Annotated in this window: 13 protein-coding genes and 1 tRNA gene; 9 read left to right on the top strand and 5 right to left on the bottom strand. The window is 61.9% G+C overall.

All coding sequences use genetic code 11. From position 1 onward, the window contains the following. Nucleotides 1-150: 150 nt before the first annotated feature. Nucleotides 151-227: transfer RNA gene (locus ACB042_RS20045), tRNA-Asp, on the top strand. A 528-nt stretch (nucleotides 228-755) separates the two neighbouring features. Beyond that, on the top strand, nucleotides 756-2,708 hold the full coding sequence (locus ACB042_RS20040; RefSeq protein WP_252656339.1) for a ligand-gated channel protein: 1,953 nt from the start codon (nucleotides 756-758) through the stop codon (nucleotides 2,706-2,708). 66 nt (nucleotides 2,709-2,774) lie between these two features. Here ACB042_RS20040 and ACB042_RS20035 read toward each other — a convergent pair whose 3' ends face one another. The 3 genes from ACB042_RS20035 to ACB042_RS20025 all read right to left on the bottom strand — a co-directional run bounded on the left by ACB042_RS20035 (nucleotide 2,775) and on the right by ACB042_RS20025 (nucleotide 6,421). Further along, on the bottom strand, nucleotides 2,775-4,163 hold the full coding sequence (locus tag ACB042_RS20035) for a diguanylate cyclase domain-containing protein (RefSeq protein ID WP_371178989.1): 1,389 nt from the start codon (nucleotides 4,161-4,163) through the stop codon (nucleotides 2,775-2,777). Nucleotides 4,164-4,303: 140 nt separating this feature from the next. After that, entirely contained in the window at nucleotides 4,304-5,665 is a 1,362-nt protein-coding gene (locus tag ACB042_RS20030; RefSeq protein ID WP_021231762.1) for an ATP-binding protein, read from the bottom strand. Between the two features lie 33 nt (nucleotides 5,666-5,698). Beyond that, nucleotides 5,699-6,421 (bottom strand): response regulator, encoded by a 723-nt coding sequence (locus tag ACB042_RS20025; RefSeq protein WP_042052907.1) that lies wholly within the window; start codon nucleotides 6,419-6,421, stop codon nucleotides 5,699-5,701. A gap of 199 nt (nucleotides 6,422-6,620) precedes the next feature. Between ACB042_RS20025 and ACB042_RS20020 the strand changes: the two genes are divergently transcribed. Beyond that, nucleotides 6,621-6,971: a hypothetical protein gene (locus ACB042_RS20020; protein WP_005355311.1), complete on the top strand. Its 351-nt coding sequence runs from the start codon at nucleotides 6,621-6,623 to the stop codon at nucleotides 6,969-6,971. Between the two features lie 177 nt (nucleotides 6,972-7,148). Here the strand turns inward: ACB042_RS20020 and ACB042_RS20015 are convergent, their stop codons facing one another. Further along, nucleotides 7,149-7,568, bottom strand: coding sequence for a hypothetical protein (locus tag ACB042_RS20015; RefSeq protein WP_101531509.1), 420 nt, complete (start codon nucleotides 7,566-7,568; stop codon nucleotides 7,149-7,151). Between the two features lie 99 nt (nucleotides 7,569-7,667). Beyond that, on the bottom strand, nucleotides 7,668-8,582 hold the full coding sequence (locus tag ACB042_RS20010) for a LysR family transcriptional regulator (protein ID WP_019446735.1): 915 nt from the start codon (nucleotides 8,580-8,582) through the stop codon (nucleotides 7,668-7,670). Between the two features lie 258 nt (nucleotides 8,583-8,840). Between ACB042_RS20010 and ACB042_RS20005 the strand changes: the two genes are divergently transcribed. The 6 genes from ACB042_RS20005 to recD all read left to right on the top strand — a co-directional run bounded on the left by ACB042_RS20005 (nucleotide 8,841) and on the right by recD (nucleotide 19,602). Further along, nucleotides 8,841-9,173 (top strand): hypothetical protein, encoded by a 333-nt coding sequence (locus tag ACB042_RS20005; RefSeq protein ID WP_346196804.1) that lies wholly within the window; start codon nucleotides 8,841-8,843, stop codon nucleotides 9,171-9,173. A gap of 30 nt (nucleotides 9,174-9,203) precedes the next feature. After that, nucleotides 9,204-9,890 carry a pirin family protein gene (locus ACB042_RS20000; protein ID WP_005336514.1) on the top strand — a complete coding sequence of 229 codons (687 nt, stop codon included), beginning with the start codon at nucleotides 9,204-9,206 and terminating at the stop codon, nucleotides 9,888-9,890. A gap of 39 nt (nucleotides 9,891-9,929) precedes the next feature. Continuing rightward, entirely contained in the window at nucleotides 9,930-10,322 is a 393-nt protein-coding gene (locus ACB042_RS19995) for a DoxX family protein (RefSeq protein WP_005336513.1), read from the top strand. A gap of 258 nt (nucleotides 10,323-10,580) precedes the next feature. Beyond that, nucleotides 10,581-13,934, top strand: coding sequence for an exodeoxyribonuclease V subunit gamma (gene recC, locus ACB042_RS19990; protein WP_371178988.1), 3,354 nt, complete (start codon nucleotides 10,581-10,583; stop codon nucleotides 13,932-13,934). Next, nucleotides 13,934-17,542, top strand: coding sequence for an exodeoxyribonuclease V subunit beta (recB, locus tag ACB042_RS19985; protein ID WP_371178987.1), 3,609 nt, complete (start codon nucleotides 13,934-13,936; stop codon nucleotides 17,540-17,542). The genes recC and recB overlap by 1 nt, the downstream gene beginning before the upstream one ends. Next, nucleotides 17,539-19,602, top strand: coding sequence for an exodeoxyribonuclease V subunit alpha (recD, locus tag ACB042_RS19980; protein ID WP_371178986.1), 2,064 nt, complete (start codon nucleotides 17,539-17,541; stop codon nucleotides 19,600-19,602). The genes recB and recD overlap by 4 nt, the downstream gene beginning before the upstream one ends. Nucleotides 19,603-19,671: the final 69 nt, after the last annotated feature.

Raw genomic sequence — 19,671 nt, 5'->3', positions numbered from 1 at the left:
GTAGCGCCGATGGTAGTGTGGCATTCGCCATGCGAGAGTAGGACACTGCCAGGCACCCAATTAAACAGCGATGTGAAGAATCATGTCACTGGCTGCGAGGATGACACCTCACTGACGCGGCAAATAATTTAGCGCAAGCTAACCGAATGCGGAGCGGTAGTTCAGTCGGTTAGAATACCGGCCTGTCACGCCGGGGGGCGCGGGTTCGAGTCCCGTCCGCTCCGCCACTAATTTGAAGGCCTTCCCAGATGGGAAGGCCTTTTTGCTATGTGCGATCTTGCCCATAAGTCCCACAGATTTGTACACAAGAACCAACACAAAGCCCAGTCTCACGACCGGGTTTTGATGTTTTAGCCTGCTGGTGAGCTGCCGACATCCCACCACGATGACAATACCTTCCCCTGTTGGCGTTCTTGCTACTGTTTCCACCTCTGTATCGCAGCACATCCCATCTTGCGACGGTACGTCATCGCTTCCACTTGTTTGTGTAATCCCCTTTTTTGCTTATGGATTTATTCCATTAAAACAGTCTCTTATCAAGAATTAGCGATTCTGCGGCAGGAATACCACACGAATCAAATGATAATGATTATTGTTTGAATGATCGGGGCGGGGTCGTTACAATGCGGGCTGATTAATAAAGTGCTTTTCAAATGAGCCTTTTCTAATACTGCGTCTGGCCGGATGCCAGGGCGTTGTAACGAATGAAGTAAGGGAATACGCCACCTTCCTACTAAAAACGTTCAGGCTAAAACATGACAACAGTGAAACCGAACAAGCTTGCCTTGTTGATCTGCTCCCTTCTTGCGACCCAGGCCTATGCTGCCGAACAAGAGGTGATGGTCGTCACCGCTTCCGGCTTCCAGCAGAAGATTGAAGATTCTGCCGCCTCCATCTCCGTGATTACCCGTGAGCAGCTCGAAAAGCGGGCATATCGCGATGTGACCGATGCCCTGAAGGATGTGCCCGGTGTTGTGGTGACCGGCGGTGGCAGCAGCAGTGATATCAGCATTCGCGGTATGGGGTCGAAATACACCCTGATGCTCGTTGATGGCAAGAAGGTGGATAGCCGTGGCACTCGCCCGAACAGCGATGGTCCGGGTATCGAGCAGGGCTGGCTGCCGCCACTGCAGGCGATTGAGCGCATTGAGGTCGTCCGTGGCCCCATGTCATCCCGTTATGGTTCCGATGCCATGGGGGGCGTGATTAACGTGATTACCCGCAAGACCACCGGCCTGGCTTGGCAGGGCTCGGTTCATGCTGATTCGACCTTCCAGGAGAACAAGGATGCTGGCAACAGCTTCCAGACCGATGCCTATACCGCAGGTTCACTGATCGATGGCGTGTTGGGGCTGCGTTTCAACGGTCAGCTTGCCCATCGTGGTGAAGACAAATTTACCCAGGGTTTTGCCGAGCAGGAGACTCGCAGTGGCACGGCCGTGCTCAGCTTCAAGCCTGATGATCATAACCGCTTCGATCTGGAAGCCAGTCGTAGTCTGCAGGATCGGGATCGCACGGCCGGCAATTCGCTGGCTGCCAAGGCGAAAGATAGCCTTAACCGCTACGAGCGCACCAACTATGCGTTGACCCATGATGGCCAGTATGATTTCGGCTCTTCCAGCAGCTATCTGCAGCAGGAGACCAACACCAACCCCGGCCGCAAGATGGAGCTTACCAACACCATCGCCGATACCCATACCCAGTTTATTCTGGGTGATCACTACCTGAGCGTCGGTGGTCAGTATCGCTATGAGGATCTGCACGATCAGGGCAATACCCTGAAAGTGGCCAACCCTGCCGAGCAGCTGACTCGCTGGAGCTGGGCGATGTTTGTCGAGGATGAGTGGTCACTCACAGACAGCTTTGCCCTGACCGGTGGCGCCCGCATGGATCGGGACCAGAACTACGGCTCTCACTGGAGCCCGCGCCTCTACGGCGTCTGGCATCTGGATGACAGCTGGACCCTGAAAGGGGGCGTATCAACCGGTTACCGCTCCCCTGACTTGCGGATGTCGGCGGCCAACTGGGGCCAGGTCACCGGTGGTGGCAGCCTGGATGGCATGCTGGTCGGTAATCCTGATCTCAAACCCGAGACCAGCGTGAGTGAAGAGATCGGCCTGCTGTGGAATGGCCATCAGGGCTTTAACGCCGGTGTTACCCTGTTCAACACCGACTTCAAGAACAAGATCTCCGAAGTGCGTCGTTGCACCAGCAAAAGTGATCCCGCCTGTACCCTCAATGGTCACAGCTATGACTTCATCAGTGATCGGGTCAACGTCGACAAGGCGAACATGCGCGGTGTCGAGGGGATGATGGATTGGGCCATCAATGAGGATTGGTCGGTCAGCTCCAGCTACACCTTTACCCAGTCTGAGCAGAAGAGTGGTCCACTGGCGGGTCATGCCCTCAACCAGATGCCCCGTCACATGTTCAACGGCAGTGTTGACTGGCAAACCACCGAGGATCTCAGCCTCTGGTCACGGGTCAACTTCCGTGGCGAGACCTCCGAGTACCTGAGCCGGGTCAAGATGGCGGAGGGGACTCCTTCCTACACCTTCTTTGACATGGGCCTGGTCTACAAGGCCAACAAGCATCTGGATCTGACCGCCGGGGTCTACAACCTGTTCGACAAGACGGTGGATTACAGCAGCTATGGCACTGTGCTGGATGGTCGCCGCTACAACCTGGGCGTGACTTACAACTTCTGATAGGGAACCTGTCATGCGGCCGTCATCTTCCGATGGCGGCCGTTTTTATTGCGTGTCCGTCAGGGGCTATGCTTGATAGGGGGCGGCTCGCCAGGTATTGCGTCCCAGTCCCTTGGCCTGATACATGAGGGCGTCAGCCTGCCGCAGTAGCTGGTCGGCATCAGCCTCTCTCTCTGCGGCGACCCAGACTGCCCCGGTGCTGATGGAGAGGGTCACCTCGCCGCTGCTGGTGTGCAGAGTTTGCCGGTTGATCTCCAGGCAGATACGCTCGGCCCATTGCTCTGTCTCTGCCAATGTGGCCAGCGGCAGCAGCAGGCAAAACTCTTCGCCGCCGATACGAGCCAGCAGAGCCTCTTCGGGCAACAGGTTGGTCACAGTCGTGGCCAGCTTTTCCAGCAACAGATCCCCGATGCCATGACCAAAACGGTCATTGGTCTCCTTGAAGTGATCCACATCGAACAGCAGCAGAGCACAGGGCTCCCCGCTTGCCAGCCGTTGCTCCATGGCGGGCATGAATGCCCGTCGGTTGAGCAGGCCGGTAAGGGGATCGGTACTGGCTTGTTTCTCCAGTCTGGCGTTGGCTCGGCTTAACTCGGTGGTACGGCTGGCAACGGCCCGGCGCAATTGCACTATGTAGGCCACCATGATCAATGCCCCGGCCAGCAGTAGCCAGGGACCGAGATGGATGGGGTAGACGGTTTCGACATGCATCCACTTGCGGATGATCCTCTCCCGATCGCTCTCTTTGAGCTTGGCGAACCCCTCTTCCAACCGGTGTAACAGGGCAAGGTCGCCCTTTTTCACAGCAAAGCGGATCTGGTCGGTATATAGGTGGCGAACCGGAATAAAGCGAGTGGGATCGTCGGAGGTATAGATGTAGAAGTTAGCGACCTGCAGATCGGCGATAAAGGCCTTTATGTCGCCCCGAAAGGCCGCCGCCAGCAGGGTGTCATTGTCGTCGAAGGTCTGCAGCCTGGTGCCGGGGAAGTAGCGTCTGGCATAATACTCCTCGTAGCCACCGGCTACCACACCGACCGTTTCATGGAGCAGGTAGTAATGTACATCGGTGCCGCGCAGTTCGCTCGAGAAGAAGAGCTGGGAGTCGAGCTGGGCGAGAGGCCGGCCATAGTCGAACAGCTTGTCCCGCTCCGGTGACCAGAGCAGTCCGGCGTGAACATCCGCTTTCCCCTCATGGAGCAGGTCGAGGGAGCCTTGCCAGTCGACCAGCTTGAACTCGATCTTCTGGCCGGTCACCCGGGCATATTCACGCCACAAATCGATCAGCAGGCCATCCGGCTGGCCCGACTCATTGATATAGGAGAAGGGCTGCCAGGCTTTGGAGTTGGTAATGATGATCGGCTCTTCCGGGGCTTTGGCCCATGCAGGCAGGGCAAGGGCGAGCAGCAGGAGCCCCCACCCGATACTGACTATGACTCCTGTCCTGGAAGAGGCCATCCTTGCTCCAATCCGTTGCCGTATACCGTCCCGTGGTCATCGATTATCACCGCCTTTCTGATCGAAGAACAAGCGCTCACATGATGAAGTTTGCATGATGCAAATGGCGCCATGACAAGGCTGGCGGATAGAGTAACTACTTACAGCGGCAGGCTGATCCGCGCCTCCAGTCCCCCCTGTGGCCGATTGAGCAGGGTAAGCTCGCCGCCGTGCTGATGGACCAAGGTGCGGGCAATGGAGAGGCCCAACCCGACACTGCCGGACTCGGTGTTGCGCGCTTCATCGAGCCGCACGAACGGCTTGAACACATCCTCCAGCCGCGCCGGATCGATCCCCGGCCCGTTATCGCAGACCCGGATCAACAGCTCCTCCTTGCGCCGCTCCAGCGACACTTCGGCGCTGCCGGCATATTTGATGGCGTTGCCGATCAGGTTCTGCAGCACCCGGCGCAGGGTGTTGGCCCGGCAGGCGTAGACCTCTTTGCCCTCCGCCAGACAGGTGACCGGCTGGCCGGTATCGGCATAGTCATCGCACAGGCTGACCAGCAGGCTGACCAGATCCAGCTCGCGAGTGGCCTCCTGCTGCCCCTCCTCGCGGGCAAAGCTGAGGGTCGCGGCCAGCATCTGCTCCATCTGTTGCAGGGTCTGCTGGATCCGCTCCTTGTCCTCGCCATCGGCCAGAAACTCGGTGCGCAGCCGCAGGCTGGTGATGGGGGTACGCAGATCGTGGGAGATGGCCGCCAGCATCCGGGTTCTGTCCTGCACGAAGCGGTCGAGCCGGGTGTGCATCCGGTTGAAGGCCTGAATCGATTCGCGGATCTCGGTCGGCCCCTCCTCTTTCAAGGGCTCGATATCCTCGCCCCGTCCGAGCCGCTCCGCATTGCCTGCCAGCTGCTTGAGTGGGCGGGTGGCACGGCGAAACAGCAGCACCATCAGTCCGATCACCAGACTGGCGACCAGCATCAGATTGAGGGTGGTCTGCCACGACCAGCTACCCGCCTCCTTGTCGACCAGCGAGCTGAACTGCAGCCAGCCCCCCTGCGGCAGTTCGATGGAGCCGTAGAGCCGCATATCCCGCGGCGGGGGCGGCCCCTTGCGATCCCGCATCATGCGGGCATGATGTTCCCACGCCTTGCTGCGCTGGGTATCCTCCTTCAGTTCGGCACTGATCTCGACGGTGAGGCCGGGGGGGTAGTTGAGGCGCGAGCGCACCAGCTGCTCGAAGCGGGGGCTGCGGTTATCCGGTTGCAGCGGCTCGTCGGAGAGGCGCAGCAGCAGGGTCTCGCTGCGGCTCGCCTTGAGGATCTCGTCATAGAGGGACGGGGGGGAGAGGGAGAGCAGCCGCACCACAGAGATGATCCGCTGCATGGCGTTGCGGCTGTTGACGAAGCCGAGCGCCTCCTCCCGATCCGTGCGGTAGATCTGGATACTGAGCAGCTGGATCAGGATCAACCCCGCCAGCGCCACCAGAATGATCTGGCCGGTCAGCCCCTTGGGCCACATCCGTGCCCACAGTCGTCGCAAGGTACCCACTGCTTAAACCTGCGTCACGTCGGCGGAAAACATATAACCACCACCCCAGATGGTCTTGATCAGCTCCGGATTCTTGGGATCCCGCTCCAGCTTGCGGCGCAGCCGGCTCACCAGAGTATCGATGGCGCGATCAAAGGCCACCGCCTCGCGGCCACGGGCCAGGTCCAGCAGTTGATCCCGGCTCAGCACCCGCTGCGGGCGTTCCAGAAACACCTTGAGAAGATCGAACTCGGCGGTGGAGAGGCTCAGGCCCACCCCATCCTCATCGACCAGCTCCCGGCGATTGACGTCGAGCAGCCAGCGATCGAAGCGCAGATCCCGGGTCAGGGTTTCGGCGGCGGGTTGGTTATCCGCCTGGGTGCGGCGCATCACCGCCTTGATGCGCGCCAGCAGCTCGCGCGGATTGAAAGGCTTTGCCAGATAGTCGTCGGCCCCCATCTCCAATCCGATGATGCGGTCGGTCTCTTCCCCCATGGCAGTCAGCATGATGATGGGCAGGTTCGATTTGACCCGCAGCTCGCGGCAGAGGGTCAGACCATCTTCACCCGGCATCATCAGATCCAGCACCAGCAGGTCGAACTCCCGCTCCTCCAGCAGTCGCTTCATCTCCTTGCCATCCCGGGCGCAGCTGACCCGCAGGCCGTGCTGTTCCAGAAAGCGTTTCAAGAGATCGCGGATCTCGCTGTGATCGTCGACCACCAGAATGTGGGTGTTGCCCTGGTTCATGAATACCTCCCCTGCTTGGCGTTGGCACGAGTATACGAAAATCCGCCCTGCGGTTTGTGTCAAAGTGTGCCAGATCCGCACGATGCCACACTCTGCTACAAAAAAGGGCGATGCTGGCAAAGTTCAGACACCGACAGGGTGTTTACTTGAGGGCAAGGCAAGAGCGCCGAACCAGAATCATCCCTACAGGAGATAGACCATGAAAAAGCTGACCAAAACCCTGCTGACCGCCACCCTGATCCTTGGCCTGCCGCTGGGTGCCTATGCTGCCAGTGAAGCGGCCCCCACCGGCCAGCCCGGTGCCATGGTGGATTGCCCGATGGACGGTGGTGGCATGATGGGTGGCAAACACCACGGTGGTCGCCACGACAAGATGGCCCGCATGCAGAACATGACCCCGGAGCAGATCCAGGCCAACCTGCAGCAACGTTATGACCGCATTGAGGATCCGGCCAAGAAGGCGGAGTTTATCAAGAAGCTCAACGAGCGTGCCGCCGGCATGACCAAGCACGCCGAAGCGATGAAGCAGTTCGCCGAAGCGAACCAGTAACAACGCCAGCTGTTATCAACCCAAGGGTGGCCGAGGCCACCCTTTTTGTGTTTACTGCGTTGAGCAGCAGATTGGTTGAACGCTGGTGATTGCCAATAAAAGAGGGGAGCCCAGTGCTCCCCCTCTTGCTATCTGTGCCGATGCGGGTGTTCAGCCCACTCCACCGGACGAGCGAACTTAGCCCTGAGCCTTGTCGGTCAGGTCTACTTTCTTGACGGTATCACCTTCGAACTTGATAACGACGTTCTTCTTGGCTGCGTCGGTATCTTTCAGCAGGGTTTTGGTGGTTTCTGCCAGCAGCGGAGAGGCCTTCTTCAGGGCATCCAGATCATAAGTCCACACTTCCAGACCGGATTCGGTCTTGGTGGTGGCAGGAGCACCCAGCTTCTCTTTAATAGCCTGCTTGTTGGAGCCGCCTTCCTTGATATCCAGTGCCTTCTTGATGGCTTCGTTGGATGCGCTGTCCACTGCACCGGATACGGCGGTATTAGCTGCATCCTTGACGCTGCTGGTGACGCTGTCGGTCAGCGAGTCCATCAGGCCAGCATTGGCAAACAGGGGCAGGGTGGTGAGGGCTACCAGCAAACTCTTTTTCATTTTTTACAGATTCCATTGGTTCAAATGAGGCGGCTATGGAACCAATAAAAGAGCTGGGTGTCAAGTGAGGCAGCTATTGAGCGGTCTGTTAACTGTGTCTCATTTTTCACCAGCTGCAAACAGTTTTGGTATCTCCCGCACCAGCCAGCTTTTGGCCTTGCCCATGGTATCGCGGCGCCAGGCCAGCACCACCTGCAGCTGATGGCGGTACTCGGGGCTGATCACCTTGAGCCGACCGGCCCGGATGTCCTCCTCAATCCAGCTCTGTGGCATGGTGCCGACGCCGATCCCTGCCAGCAGGGCATCCCGTTTCTCCGTCATGGTGCTGACGGTGAGGCGCGGCTGCTTGTCCAGCAGGCGGTAGGTGAGCACCGGCTTGCGCAGGGCGGTATCGGCGACGGCGATGGCGCGGTAGCGACGCAGGGTCTCGTCGGCCAAGGGTTCGGGCTCCTGATGTAGCGGATGATCGGGATGGGCGACGTAAAGCATCACCTCGTCCTTGATCACCTGATGCTTGATGCCGGTCATCATGATGTCCGGATTGATGGAGGAGATAAGCAGGTCGGCGCGACCATCTTCCAGACACTCCCAGCTACCCGCCAGCACCTCGGCCCGCAGCCGCAGTCGGGTATCGGTCTGCTCGGCCAGCTTCTCCACCAAGGGGTAGAGGGCCTGCACCGGGACCAGCGCATCGACGGCGACTGTGATGTCGGTCTCCCAGCCACGGGCCAGCGCCCGGGTCTCGCCTACCAGATGCTCGGCTGCCTCCAGCAGCACCCGGCCGCGCTCCAGCAGCATGCGTCCGGCCGGGGTGAACTTGGTGCGGTGGCCGCTGCGGTCAAACAGCATGGCATCCAGTTCATCTTCCAGCTTCTGCACCGTATAGCTCAATGCCGAGGGCACCTTGCCCAGCTCGTCGGCCGCCGCCGCAAAGCTGCCGCGGCGGTCGATGGCGTCCAGCACCCGGATTGCCTCCAGGGTCAGCGCCCGCTCCTTGTTCGATTCCTTGGCCATTCCTTACCTTCAATTTTTTTGAATATGTTTGCCAGTTTATCTCGCTAACAAGTTAGGTCATGTCACTTTAATATTCAATCAACGCTTAGGCAGGAGCATCGAGCGGCCAAATATGCGGGTAGTTCCGCACTGTGACACACCAAATCGGTCTGTCTGATGTCGGTGAAAGAACAACACACTATTTGAATAACCTCTTGCATGGATGCATTGATTCTGGCCGAAAAGGCCTTGGCAATGACATATAAAACAAGAGAGTGAATGAACATGAAAAACGTAATCAAGATGCTGGCCGTTGCAGGCCTGATGACCACAGGTTTCGCCCAAGCTTCCGTACCGGCTGACTTCAACGCCATGCCCGGCGTGCTGTTTGTGAACTGGAACGCCACTGCCGCAGTGGATGGCAAAGCCAATCCGATGCTGGAAGTACGTGACGAGTCTGGCGATCTGCTGGCATCAGTCCACGCCAACCTGACTGGCACCCAGCAGGTGCGGATCCCGAGCCGTACTCAGGGCAACCTGACCGTCAGCCTGGCTGGCGAGAGCAGCGAGTATCGCATTCCGTTCGGCATCGGTAGCGGCAAACAGCGTTAATCAACCGTCCCGGTAGGTGAGGAGCAGACCATGATGCAATTGAGAGCCGCAGAAGCGCGGGGCAAGGCCAACTTTGGCTGGCTGGACGCGCGCCACAGTTTCTCCTTCGGTCACTACTATGACCCGGAGTGGATGGGGCACTCGGTACTGCGGGTGATCAATCAGGATCTGGTTGCGCCGGGTGGCGGATTCGCCACCCACCCTCACGCCAATATGGAGATCCTCACCTGCGTGCTGCAAGGCACCATAGAGCACAAGGACAGCCTCGGCCATGCCGAGCAGATCCCGGCAGGGGATTTCCAGCTGATGAGCGCAGGCAGCGGGATCCGCCACAGCGAGTACAACCCCTCGCAGACGGATCCTCTCTCCCTGTTGCAGATCTGGATCGAGCCGAACGAGTTCGGCACGCCACCCGGATATCAGCAGAAGAAGATCGAGTCCAGACCGGGCATGACGCTGGTGGCGTCACCGGATGGCGAGGCGGGATCGCTGCGGATCCGCCAACAGGCCCGCGTATGGCGGCTGGAACTGGCCCCGGGCGAGACGCTCGAATGGGCACTGGCTGGCCGACACGGTTACCTGCAGATGATTTCAGGGGAGCTGACCGCCAACGGTCTGGCTGCCCGACCCGGCGACGGGGTACTCAGTCGTGATGAATACCGGTGGGAGCTGGTTGCGACCAGTGCCAGCCAAGCTCTGTTATTTGACCTACCCTGAAGCAGTCAGCGGTGATGTGACACAAACGAGGAATATGAAATGGACAAGATGAAAGATGTAGCGCTGCTGGCGGGTCGTGTACTGCTGGCGCTGATGTTCGTAATGGCGGGCTGGAGCAAGATCGGCGGCTATGCCGGTACTCAGGGCTATATGGAAGCGATGGGCGTGCCGGGCTTTATGTTGCCGCTGGTGATCCTGCTTGAGCTGGGTGGTGGCCTTGCCGTCGTGCTCGGTCTCTTTACCCGCAGCCTCTCCGTGCTGCTGGCCGGTTTCACCCTGATGGCTGCCTTTATTTTCCATTATCAGCCTGCAGAACAGATGCAGATGCTGATGTTTATGAAGAACGTCTCAGTGGCCGGTGGTTTCCTGGCGCTGGCGGCGGCCGGAGCAGGGGCTTTCAGTGTGGATGCCCGTCTCGGCAAAAACTGGTAATGCCCTGAATAGTCAAGTTTTCCAATGCCTTTTGGCCGGTGCAACTGCACCGGCTTTTTTCTGTCTGCGTTTTCCGGGTAGGTGAGGTGACGGCACAAATCTGCGGCGCCCCTCATGGTTCAGCGGTTTGCCCGCCTGCTGGCCACAAGTGCCTTTTGCATCTTATCCCCCGATCCCTGACAATTCCCTCTCTTGTGAAGTGACGGAAATGGCTCGCCTTTTCCCTCGCCCCCTCTCATCCACAGGCGGGAATTGCTCATGTTTACCCTCTACCACTCCAATCAGCTGGATCTGCTCAAAGAGCTGCTGGTGAGCCGCATCCGGCAGGCCCCTCTCTCTCACCCCTTCGATCGGGAGCAGATCCTGGTGCAGAGTCCGGGCATGGCCCAGTGGCTCAAGCTGGAGCTGGCTAAAGCGTTCGGCATCGCCGCCAATATCGACTTTCCGCTGCCCGCCAGCTTTATCTGGGAGATGTTCACCCGGGTGCTGGCAGATGTGCCGCGCCAGAGTCCCTACAACAAAGGCTCCATGAGCTGGCAGCTGATGACCATTCTGCCCGCCTTGCTGGAGCGGCCCGCCTTTGCCCCGCTCGCCGCTTATCTGGGCGGAGGAGATGAGGAGGATCCTGCCCAGGAGCCCGAGCAGGTGCGGTTGTGGCAGCTCTGCCAGAAGGTGGCGGATCTCTTTGACCAGTATCTGGTCTACCGGCCGGACTGGATCGCCCGCTGGGAAGAGGGGGAAGGATTGAGTCAGGAGCTGGCCGGGGTGAGCGGTCAGGACTGGCAGCCGGAGCTGTGGCGTGAGCTGGTGGCCCGCACGTTGGCGCTCTCTCCGAGCGGTTACCACCGCGCCAACCTCTACGAGGAGTTTATCCACGAGCTGGAGCGTACCGCCGATCTGCCGGGCAAGCTGCCGCAGCGGGTCTTTGTGTTCGGCATCTCGGCGCTGCCGCCGCGCTATGTGGAGGCGCTGCTGGCCCTCGGCAGCCGGTCGGAGGTAGAGGTGCACCTGTTCGTCACCAACCCCTGCCGCTACTACTGGGGGGATCTGCTGGATCGCAAGACCCTGGCTCGGTTGGAGAACAAGCTCAAACCCGGCACCGATATCGAGACATTGCAGGGCCCCGCCAACCCGCTGCTCGCCTCCATGGGCAAGCTGGGGCGCGACTACCTGCATCAGCTGATGGAGCTGGAGGTGCCGCAAATCGAGGCCTTCGTCGATATCGACGAAGTGGATGGCAAGGGCAATGTCAGCCTGCTGCGCGCCATACAGAAGGATGTGCTGGAGCTGGCAGAACGGGGCGCCGGTCAGTTCGATCTCGACAGCAGCCATCACAAGAGCCCGATCGATCCGGCGGATGGATCCTTGCAGATCCACGCCTGCCACGGCCCGATGCGCGAACTCGAGGTGCTGCACGACCGGCTGCTGGCGCTGTTCGAACAGGATCCCACCCTCACCCCGAAAGATGTGGTGGTGATGATGCCGGATGTGAATAGCTACGGCCCCTATATTCAGGCGGTGTTTGGCGCGCGCGGTCAGATCCCGTTTGCGGTCTCGGATCGGGCGGCGAGTCAGGAGAGCCCGCTGCTGCAAAGCTTCCTCGCCCTGCTCAGGCTGCCCAACGCTCGCTTCGGGGCAGGGGAGCTGCTCGCCATTCTCGAGGTGCCCGCCGTGCTGCGCCGTTTCGAGCTGGATGACGACGAGTTCAACCAGCTGCGGGTCTGGGTGCAGGAGACCGGCATCCGCTGGGGGCTGGATGACGGTTACCCCGTGCGGTTCGATCTGCCGCCCATGTCCGGCAACAGCTGGCTGTTCGGCCTGCGCCGCATGCTGCTCGGCTTTGCCATGGGGGATGGTGAGCCGGTGGCGGGCATCTTGCCCTACGCCGATATCGAGGGTCAGCAGGGGCTGGCGCTCGGCAAGCTCGCCTGGTTTGTCGATTCGCTGGCTGAGTTTTTGCCCCGCCTGCAACAGGCGCAGCCGCTGGCCGAGTGGAACGCCTGCCTGCTGGCGCTGCTGGAGCGCTTCTATCTGGCCGACGAGGATGAAGAGCGTCAGCTCCAGCTTATTCGCAGCCAGCTGGTCGAGTGGCAGACCCGGCTTGGTGAAGCCCGTTTCGAGCAGCCCATTACCGCCGATCTGTTGCAGGACTACCTCGGCAGCGTGCTGGGGGAGTCCCGCTCCAGCCAGCGCTTCCTCGCCGGTCAGGTCAACTTCTGCACCCTGATGCCGATGCGCTCCATCCCCTTCAAGCAGGTCTGCCTGCTCGGCATGAACGATGGCGTCTACCCGCGCACCCTGGCCCCCATGGGGTTCGACCTGATGGCGGTGGCGTCGCGGCGTGGGGATCGCTCCCGTCGCGATGATGACCGCTACCTCTTCCTCGAGGCCCTGCTGAGTGCCCAGCAGGGGCTCTATATCAGCTATCAGGGCTTCAGTGCGCAGGACAACAGCGACAAGGTGCCCTCGGTGCTGCTGGCGGAGCTGATCGACTATGTGCGGCAGGGCTTTGTGCTGGCGGGGGATGAGGATCTCGACGACGAAACCTCCGGCAAGCGGCTGCTCAACCACCTGATGGTTGCGCACCCGCTCACCCCCTACAGCCGCAACTACTTCTACCCGGCGGCGGGTTCGCGCCTCTTTACCTATGCTGCCGACTGGCTGCCTGCCCTCAATCCGGTGCGTGGCGCGGCCAACTTCCAGAGTGGCGAGCTGCCTTTGCCCCCCGAATGGGGCAAGGAGCAGGGGCTGGAGCTGGCGGAGCTGCTGCGCTTCTATCGCCAGCCCACCAAATATTTCCTCAACCGCCGCCTCAAGGTGTGGTTTGAGCTGAACGAAGCCAACATCGAGGACAGCGAGCCGTTCGAGCTGGATGGCCTGCAACATTATCAGCTGAAAGATCTGCTGCTCGATGCCCATCTGGCGGAAGGTGAAAGCACCGAGCGTCGCGAGCGGTTGCAGCTTACCGGCCTCTTGCCGCAAGGGTGGTTCGGCAGCCTGCTGCTGGACGATCTGGATGCCGAGATGGGCAAGCTGGCGGATCGGCTGCGGCCATGGGTTGCGGCCAATGAGTCAGAAAAGCAGGCGGTGGAGATCGATATCTCCCTCACTCAGGGTCAGCTGCAAGGGTGGATCGACACCCAGAAGGGGCGTTTGCTGGTGGTCAAACCCGGCAGCTTCAACGGCAAGGATCTGCTGCTGGGCTGGATCCAGCACCTCTGCCTCTCATTGAGCGGCGCCCCCGGCGACACCCTGCTGTTCGATGCCAAACAGAGTCTGCGGTTAGCCAAGCTCGCTGCCGATGAGGCGCGCCCCAAACTGGCGGCGCTGGTGGCGTGCTGGGCGCAGGGGATGAAGCGGCCGCTGCCCTTCTTCCCCAACACCGCCTGGGATTGGCTCAAGGCGATCGAGAAGGATCCCGACAAGCCGGAGGCGGCCGACAAGGCGGCTCTCACCCGTTTCAACGGCGGCTGGATGATCAATGGGGAGGGGCAAGACGTTTACGTCGCCCGCTGCTTCCCCGAACTCGATGACGAGGTGCTTGGTCAGTTGCAGGCGCTTGCCCGCGAACACCTGACCCCGCTGCTCAAGACCCTGGAGGAGCTGAAATAATGGCTAACCCGCTCAATACCCTGCGTTTTCCCCTCCATGGTGAACGACTGATCGAAGCCTCCGCCGGTACCGGCAAGACCTACACCATCGCCGGTCTCTACCTGCGCCTGCTGCTGGGCCACGGCCCGCTCATCGAAGAGGGGGCCGATGCCGGTCAGCCGAGTGCCCACGAGCGGCCGCTCTCGGTGACCGAAATTCTGGTGGTGACCTTTACCGAGGCGGCCACCGCCGAGCTGCGCGGGCGGATCCGTGGCCGCATTCACGAGGCGCGCCTCGCCTTTATGCGCGGTCACAGCAGTGACACCCTGCTGGCCCAACTGCTGGACGAGGTGGAGGATCACGAGCTGGCGGCCCGTCGCCTGCTGGCCGCCGAGCGGCAGATGGACGAGGCGACGGTCTTTACCATCCACGGTTTCTGCCAGCGGATGCTGAAACAGAACGCCTTCGAATCGGGTGCCCTCTTCGAGACCGAATTTCTTACCGACGACAGCCAGCTCAGGCTGCAGGCGGTGAGCGACTACTGGCGCGCCGAGTTCTATCCGGTGGATAAAACCCTCGCCAGCGCGGTGCGTGCGCTCTGGCCGAGCCCCGCCGCCCTGCTGCGGGAGATGGGTAGCTGGCTCGACAACAGCGAGCTGGAGATCCACCCCGCGCTGGGGGACGAGACCCTCGCCGCCCGCCATCAGGCGGCCATGAGCCGCATTGAGGCGGTGAAGCGCGAGTGGCTGGCGCAGACGGACGAGATCCGCCGCCAGACCGACGGCCAGATCAGCCGCTACACCGGCAAGAACTACGAGGGGTGGCTTGCCAAGATAGCTGACTGGGCGCAGGACGAGAGCAGCGGCTACGCCATCCCCAAGGAGCTGGAGCGTTTCGGCCAGACGGTGCTGGAGGAGAACCTCAAGAAGGGGGGCGCAGTGCCGACCCTGCCGCTGTTCAGCCAGATCGATGAGCTGCTGGCGAGCAGTCCCGGTATTCGCGACCTTATCCTGCAGCGGGCGGCCAAAGTAGTGCGCAGCCGGATGCAGGCCAGCAAGCGGCAGGCCCATCAGCTCTCGTTCGATGACCTGCTCAAAGATCTCGACGGGGCGCTCGGCTCAAGCCTTGGCGAGCGGCTCTGCGAGCGCATTCGCGCCACCTACCGGGTGGCGATGATCGACGAATTTCAGGATACCGATCCCCAGCAGTACCGCATCTTCCATCGGCTTTACGGCGGTCACACAGATACGGCGCTATTGATGATCGGTGACCCCAAGCAGGCCATCTACGGCTTTCGCGGCGCCGACATCTTTACCTACATTCAGGCGCGGCGAAATGTGAGCGCCCACTACACCCTCGGGCGCAACTGGCGCTCCAGCAGTGCGCTGGTGGGGGCGGTCAACGGCCTGTTCGAGCGGGCCAAGGATCCCTTTATCTACGAGGCGGATATCCCCTTTCTGCCGGTGGAGGCCCAGGGCAAGAGCAAGGCGCTGCTGCTCGATGGCGAAGCCGCTCCAGTGCTCCACTGCTGGCAGCTGACCGGCCAGCCCACCTTCAACCGGGGGGATTACCAGAGCAAGATGGCCCGCGCCACCGCCGCCGAGATCCACCGCCTGCTGACCTTGGCCCGCGAGGGCAAGGCATTGATCGGTGATCAGGCGGTGAAGTCCGGAGATATCGCCGTGCTGGTGCGCACCGGCGCCGAGGGCAAGCTGGTGCAGCAGGAGCTGGCGCGCCTCGCCATCGCCTCCGTCTATCTGTCGAACCGCGAGAGCGTGCTGGAGCAGACGGAGGCGCGGGAGATTTTGCTGATTTTGCACGCCTGCCAGAACCCGAGCGAAGAGCGCAGCCTGCGGGCGGCGCTGGCGACCGGCCTGTTTGATCTGGATGCCAAGGCGCTCGATGGGCTGGCCAGCGACGAGCGGGCGTGGGAGAGCGCGGTGCAGGAGTTTATGGAGTACCGCAAGATCTGGCACCGTCGTGGCGTGCTGGCCATGTTGCGGGCCCTGCTGCACCGGCGCAATCTCGCCTCTTCGCTTTTGGCGAGCCCCTATGGCGAGCGGCGGCTGACCAACTTCCTCCATCTTGGCGAGCTGCTGCAACAGGTGAGCAGCGAGCTGGATGGCGAATATGCCCTGCTGCGTTGGTTGGGGGAGGCGGTGAGCCGCCCCAACGGGCAGGATGCGGAGCAGGTACTGCGCCTCGAATCCGAGCGGAAATTGGTGCAGATCGTCACCATCCACAAATCCAAGGGGCTGGAGTACCCGCTGGTGTTCCTGCCCTTTATCTGCAGCCACAGAACCGCCGAGACCCCGCTCTATCACGAGGCGGACGAGGCGGGCAATCGCACTATTCTCGATCTGACCGGCGCCGACTCATCGCTCGCAGAAGCGGACAGGGAGCGCCTTGCCGAAGATTTGCGGCTGCTCTACGTGGCGCTGACCCGGGGCGTCTACGCCACCTGGCTGGGGCTGGCGCCGGTGCGGGCGGGGGCGGGCAAGTCGGAGAAGACCGACCTGCACCACACCGCCATCGGCTACCTGCTGCAAAAGGGCGAAGAGGGGGATGCACAGACGCTGGCGACCGCGCTGACCGAGCTGTCGCAGGCGCTGCCCGGGGTGGCCGTCGGTGAGCCCTCGCTCACCCGTCCGGCCCCGCTGCCGCCAGAAGAGGAGCTGCTGGGCGAGCCGCAGGTGCGCCACTTTAGCGGCTCCCTTGAGAGGGACTGGTGGATCAGCTCCTACTCCGGGCTGGCGGCGCAGGGTCACGGTCACAGTAAGGGCGTCCTCGCCAATCCCGGCTTCGATGACGAGGTAGTGACCGAGGCGGCCGCGCAGGCTTCCGAGCAACCGGACGAGGCACCCCAGCCCTCCATCTTCACCTTCCCGAAAGGGGCGCGCCCCGGCACCTTGCTGCACAGCCTGTTCGAGACCATCGACTTTCAAAGCGCTGGTGGCGAGCCGCTGGCAGAGCATATCGCCACTCTGCTGGCGCAAGATGGCTTCGACGAAAGCTGGGCTCCGGTGCTGCAACAGCAGGTGGAGGCTGTGCTCGATACTCCGCTCGATACCGGCTTTGGTGAGCCGGTGCGGCTGCGGGATCTGGCGCCCGAGCGCAAGCAGGTGGAGCTGGAGTTCTTCCTGCCCATGGGGCGGGTGACGGCACCGGCGCTGACTGCGCTCTGCCAGCAGCACGACCCGCTGTCGCGGGGCAACAAGCCGCTCAGCTTTGCCACCGTGCAGGGGATGCTCAAGGGCTTTATCGACCTGGTGTTCGAGTGGCAGGGGCGCTGGTATCTGCTCGACTACAAATCGAACCACCTCGGCATGAGCCCCGCTGATTACAGCCGTCCGGCGCTGGAGCGTGCGATGGCCGAGCACCGCTACGACCTGCAATACCAGCTCTACTCGCTGGCGCTGCACCGGCTGCTCACCCTGCGTCTGCCGGGCTACGACTTCGAGCAGCACTTTGGCGGCGTTTTCTATCTGTTCCTGCGCGGCATGCCGCAGGGGGGCATTTTCCATACCCGCCCGAGCCGTGAACTGGTGCTGGGGCTGGATAAGTTGTTTCGCGAAGGCAGTGAGCTGCCAGCAGCGGGATCCCAAGCATTGAACGAGGTAGAGGCATGAGCGGCACCATGATCAGCACCGCAGCCAGCGCAATGATGGTTGAACGGCTCAAAACACTGGCGCTGGCTGGCCGTATCCGCCAGCTGGATCTGCAATTTGCCAGGCTGGTGGCCGACCTTGGCGGCAGCCCCGAGCTGGTGCTGGGGGCGGCGCTCGCCTGCTTCGAGCTGGGGCGCGGCCATGTCTGTCTGCCGCTGGAGATGCTCGCTGCCGGATCTTTGCGCCCGTTCGGGCTGGATCCCCAGCAGAGCCGGGATCTGCTGGGGGATCTGGCGGATCCTGCCCGCTGGCCCGCCCTGTTTGCAGAGAGTCCCCTGGTTGGTACCGAACAGGATGAGGGGCTCGCCCCGCGCTGGCCGCTGCGGCTGTGGCACGGGCGGCTCTACCTTACCCGCTACCACGATCACGAGCAGGGAGTAGCCCGCCATCTGCGCACCTTGAGTGAACGAGCCGAATGGCCGGAGATTGCTCCCGCTCTGTCGCGGCTGTTTGCCCGCGACTATGGGTTGGTGTTCGCGGCGCTGCTCAAGGCCCGCCTCGCCCCCGACTTCTCGGCCCGTCACTTTATCGAAAAGTATCTGGATCTGGTGTTCCCGAACGAAGTGAATTGGCCCGCCATCGAGGCACTGCTGGCCAGCGCCCAGGCGGCGAGTGACTTGAGCAAACTGGATACGCTGGTGTCCGAGGCGCTCTGCTGCAACGGCCAGAAGCTGGCGGCGGCCACCGCGGCGGCGCGCCCCTTTGCGGTGATCTCCGGCGGCCCCGGCACCGGCAAGACCACCACGGTTGCCAAACTGCTCGCCATTCTGGTGGAGACTGGCCTGCAGGCTGGCAAGGCCCCGGCGATCCGGCTGGTGGCCCCCACCGGCAAGGCGGCGGCGCGCCTCACCGAGAGTATCGGCTCTGCTCTGCAGGCCCTCGATCTGCCCCCCGAATGGGTCGAAGCGATCCCCACCGAAGCGGGCACCCTGCACCGGCTGCTCGGGGTTATCCCGGGGCGCAGTCAGTTCCGCCACCACGCGGGCAACCCGCTGCACCTCGACTTGCTGGTGGTGGATGAGGCCTCCATGGTCGACTTGCCGATGATGGCGCGCCTGCTCGATGCGCTGCCCAGCCATGCCCGCCTGATCCTGCTCGGCGATAAGGATCAGCTCGCCTCGGTGGAGGCGGGGGCCGTGCTCGGCGATATCTGCAGCTTTATCGAACAGGGCATCAGCCCGGCGCAGGCGGATTGGCTCTCCCGCCAGACTGGCTACCGCCTGCAGGGCTCGCCCGCAGGGGCTCCGGTGCGCGACAGCCTCTGCTTGCTGGCCAAGAGTTGGCGCTTTGATCAGCACTCGGGCATCGGCCAGCTGGCACGCGCCTGCAACAGCGGCGATGCCACGGCGGTGGAGGCTGTCTGGGGCATGGGCTTTAGGGATATCAGCATGCACCCTTGGGCGGGGGAGGCTTTTGAGGCCCTGATTGCCCAAGGGGTGGCCGGTTACGGAACCTATCTGAAGGCGGCCCGCGCGGGGGAGGCGCCCGCCGCCGTGTTCAAGGCATTCAACAGCTTCCAGATCCTCTGCGCCCTGCGCGATGGCCCGTTCGGGGTGCTGGGGCTAAACGAGCGGCTCGAACTGGCCCTGTCACGGGCTGGCCTGATCGCCCGCGATGGCGACTGGTATGCCGGTCGCCCGGTGATGGTGGTGCGCAACGACCACGGCGTCGGCCTCTACAACGGCGATATGGGGCTCTGCCTGCCCGATGAAACTGGCCGGTTAAAGGTATGGTTTGAGCAGCCGGATGGCACCCTGCGGGCCCTGCTGCCAAGCCGTTTGCCGCCTCACGAGACCGTCTACGCCATGACCATCCACAAATCCCAGGGTTCGGAGTTTGCCCATACCGTGCTGGTGCTGCCCGACAGCCCCAGCCCGCTGCTGACCCGCGAGCTGGTCTATACCGGCATCACCCGCGCCAAGGCGCGGCTCGATCTCTACGGCGATCGCGCCCTGTTGGCCCAAGCGGTGCGGAAGAAGACCGAGCGTTATTCGGGATTGGCAGAGAGGTTGGGGGAGTGATTGGAGGGTGGTAAAGGGAGTTGCTGTTGTCTAATTATCTTTCTATATACCGCATATTTTTGTATGAGG

Source organism: Aeromonas sp. S13(2024), from assembly GCF_041402405.1.
Taxonomy (GTDB): Bacteria; Pseudomonadota; Gammaproteobacteria; order Enterobacterales; family Aeromonadaceae; genus Aeromonas; species Aeromonas veronii.
The sequence above is the reverse complement of the archived record's forward strand: the minus strand, read 5'-3'. Positions and strand labels throughout refer to the sequence as shown.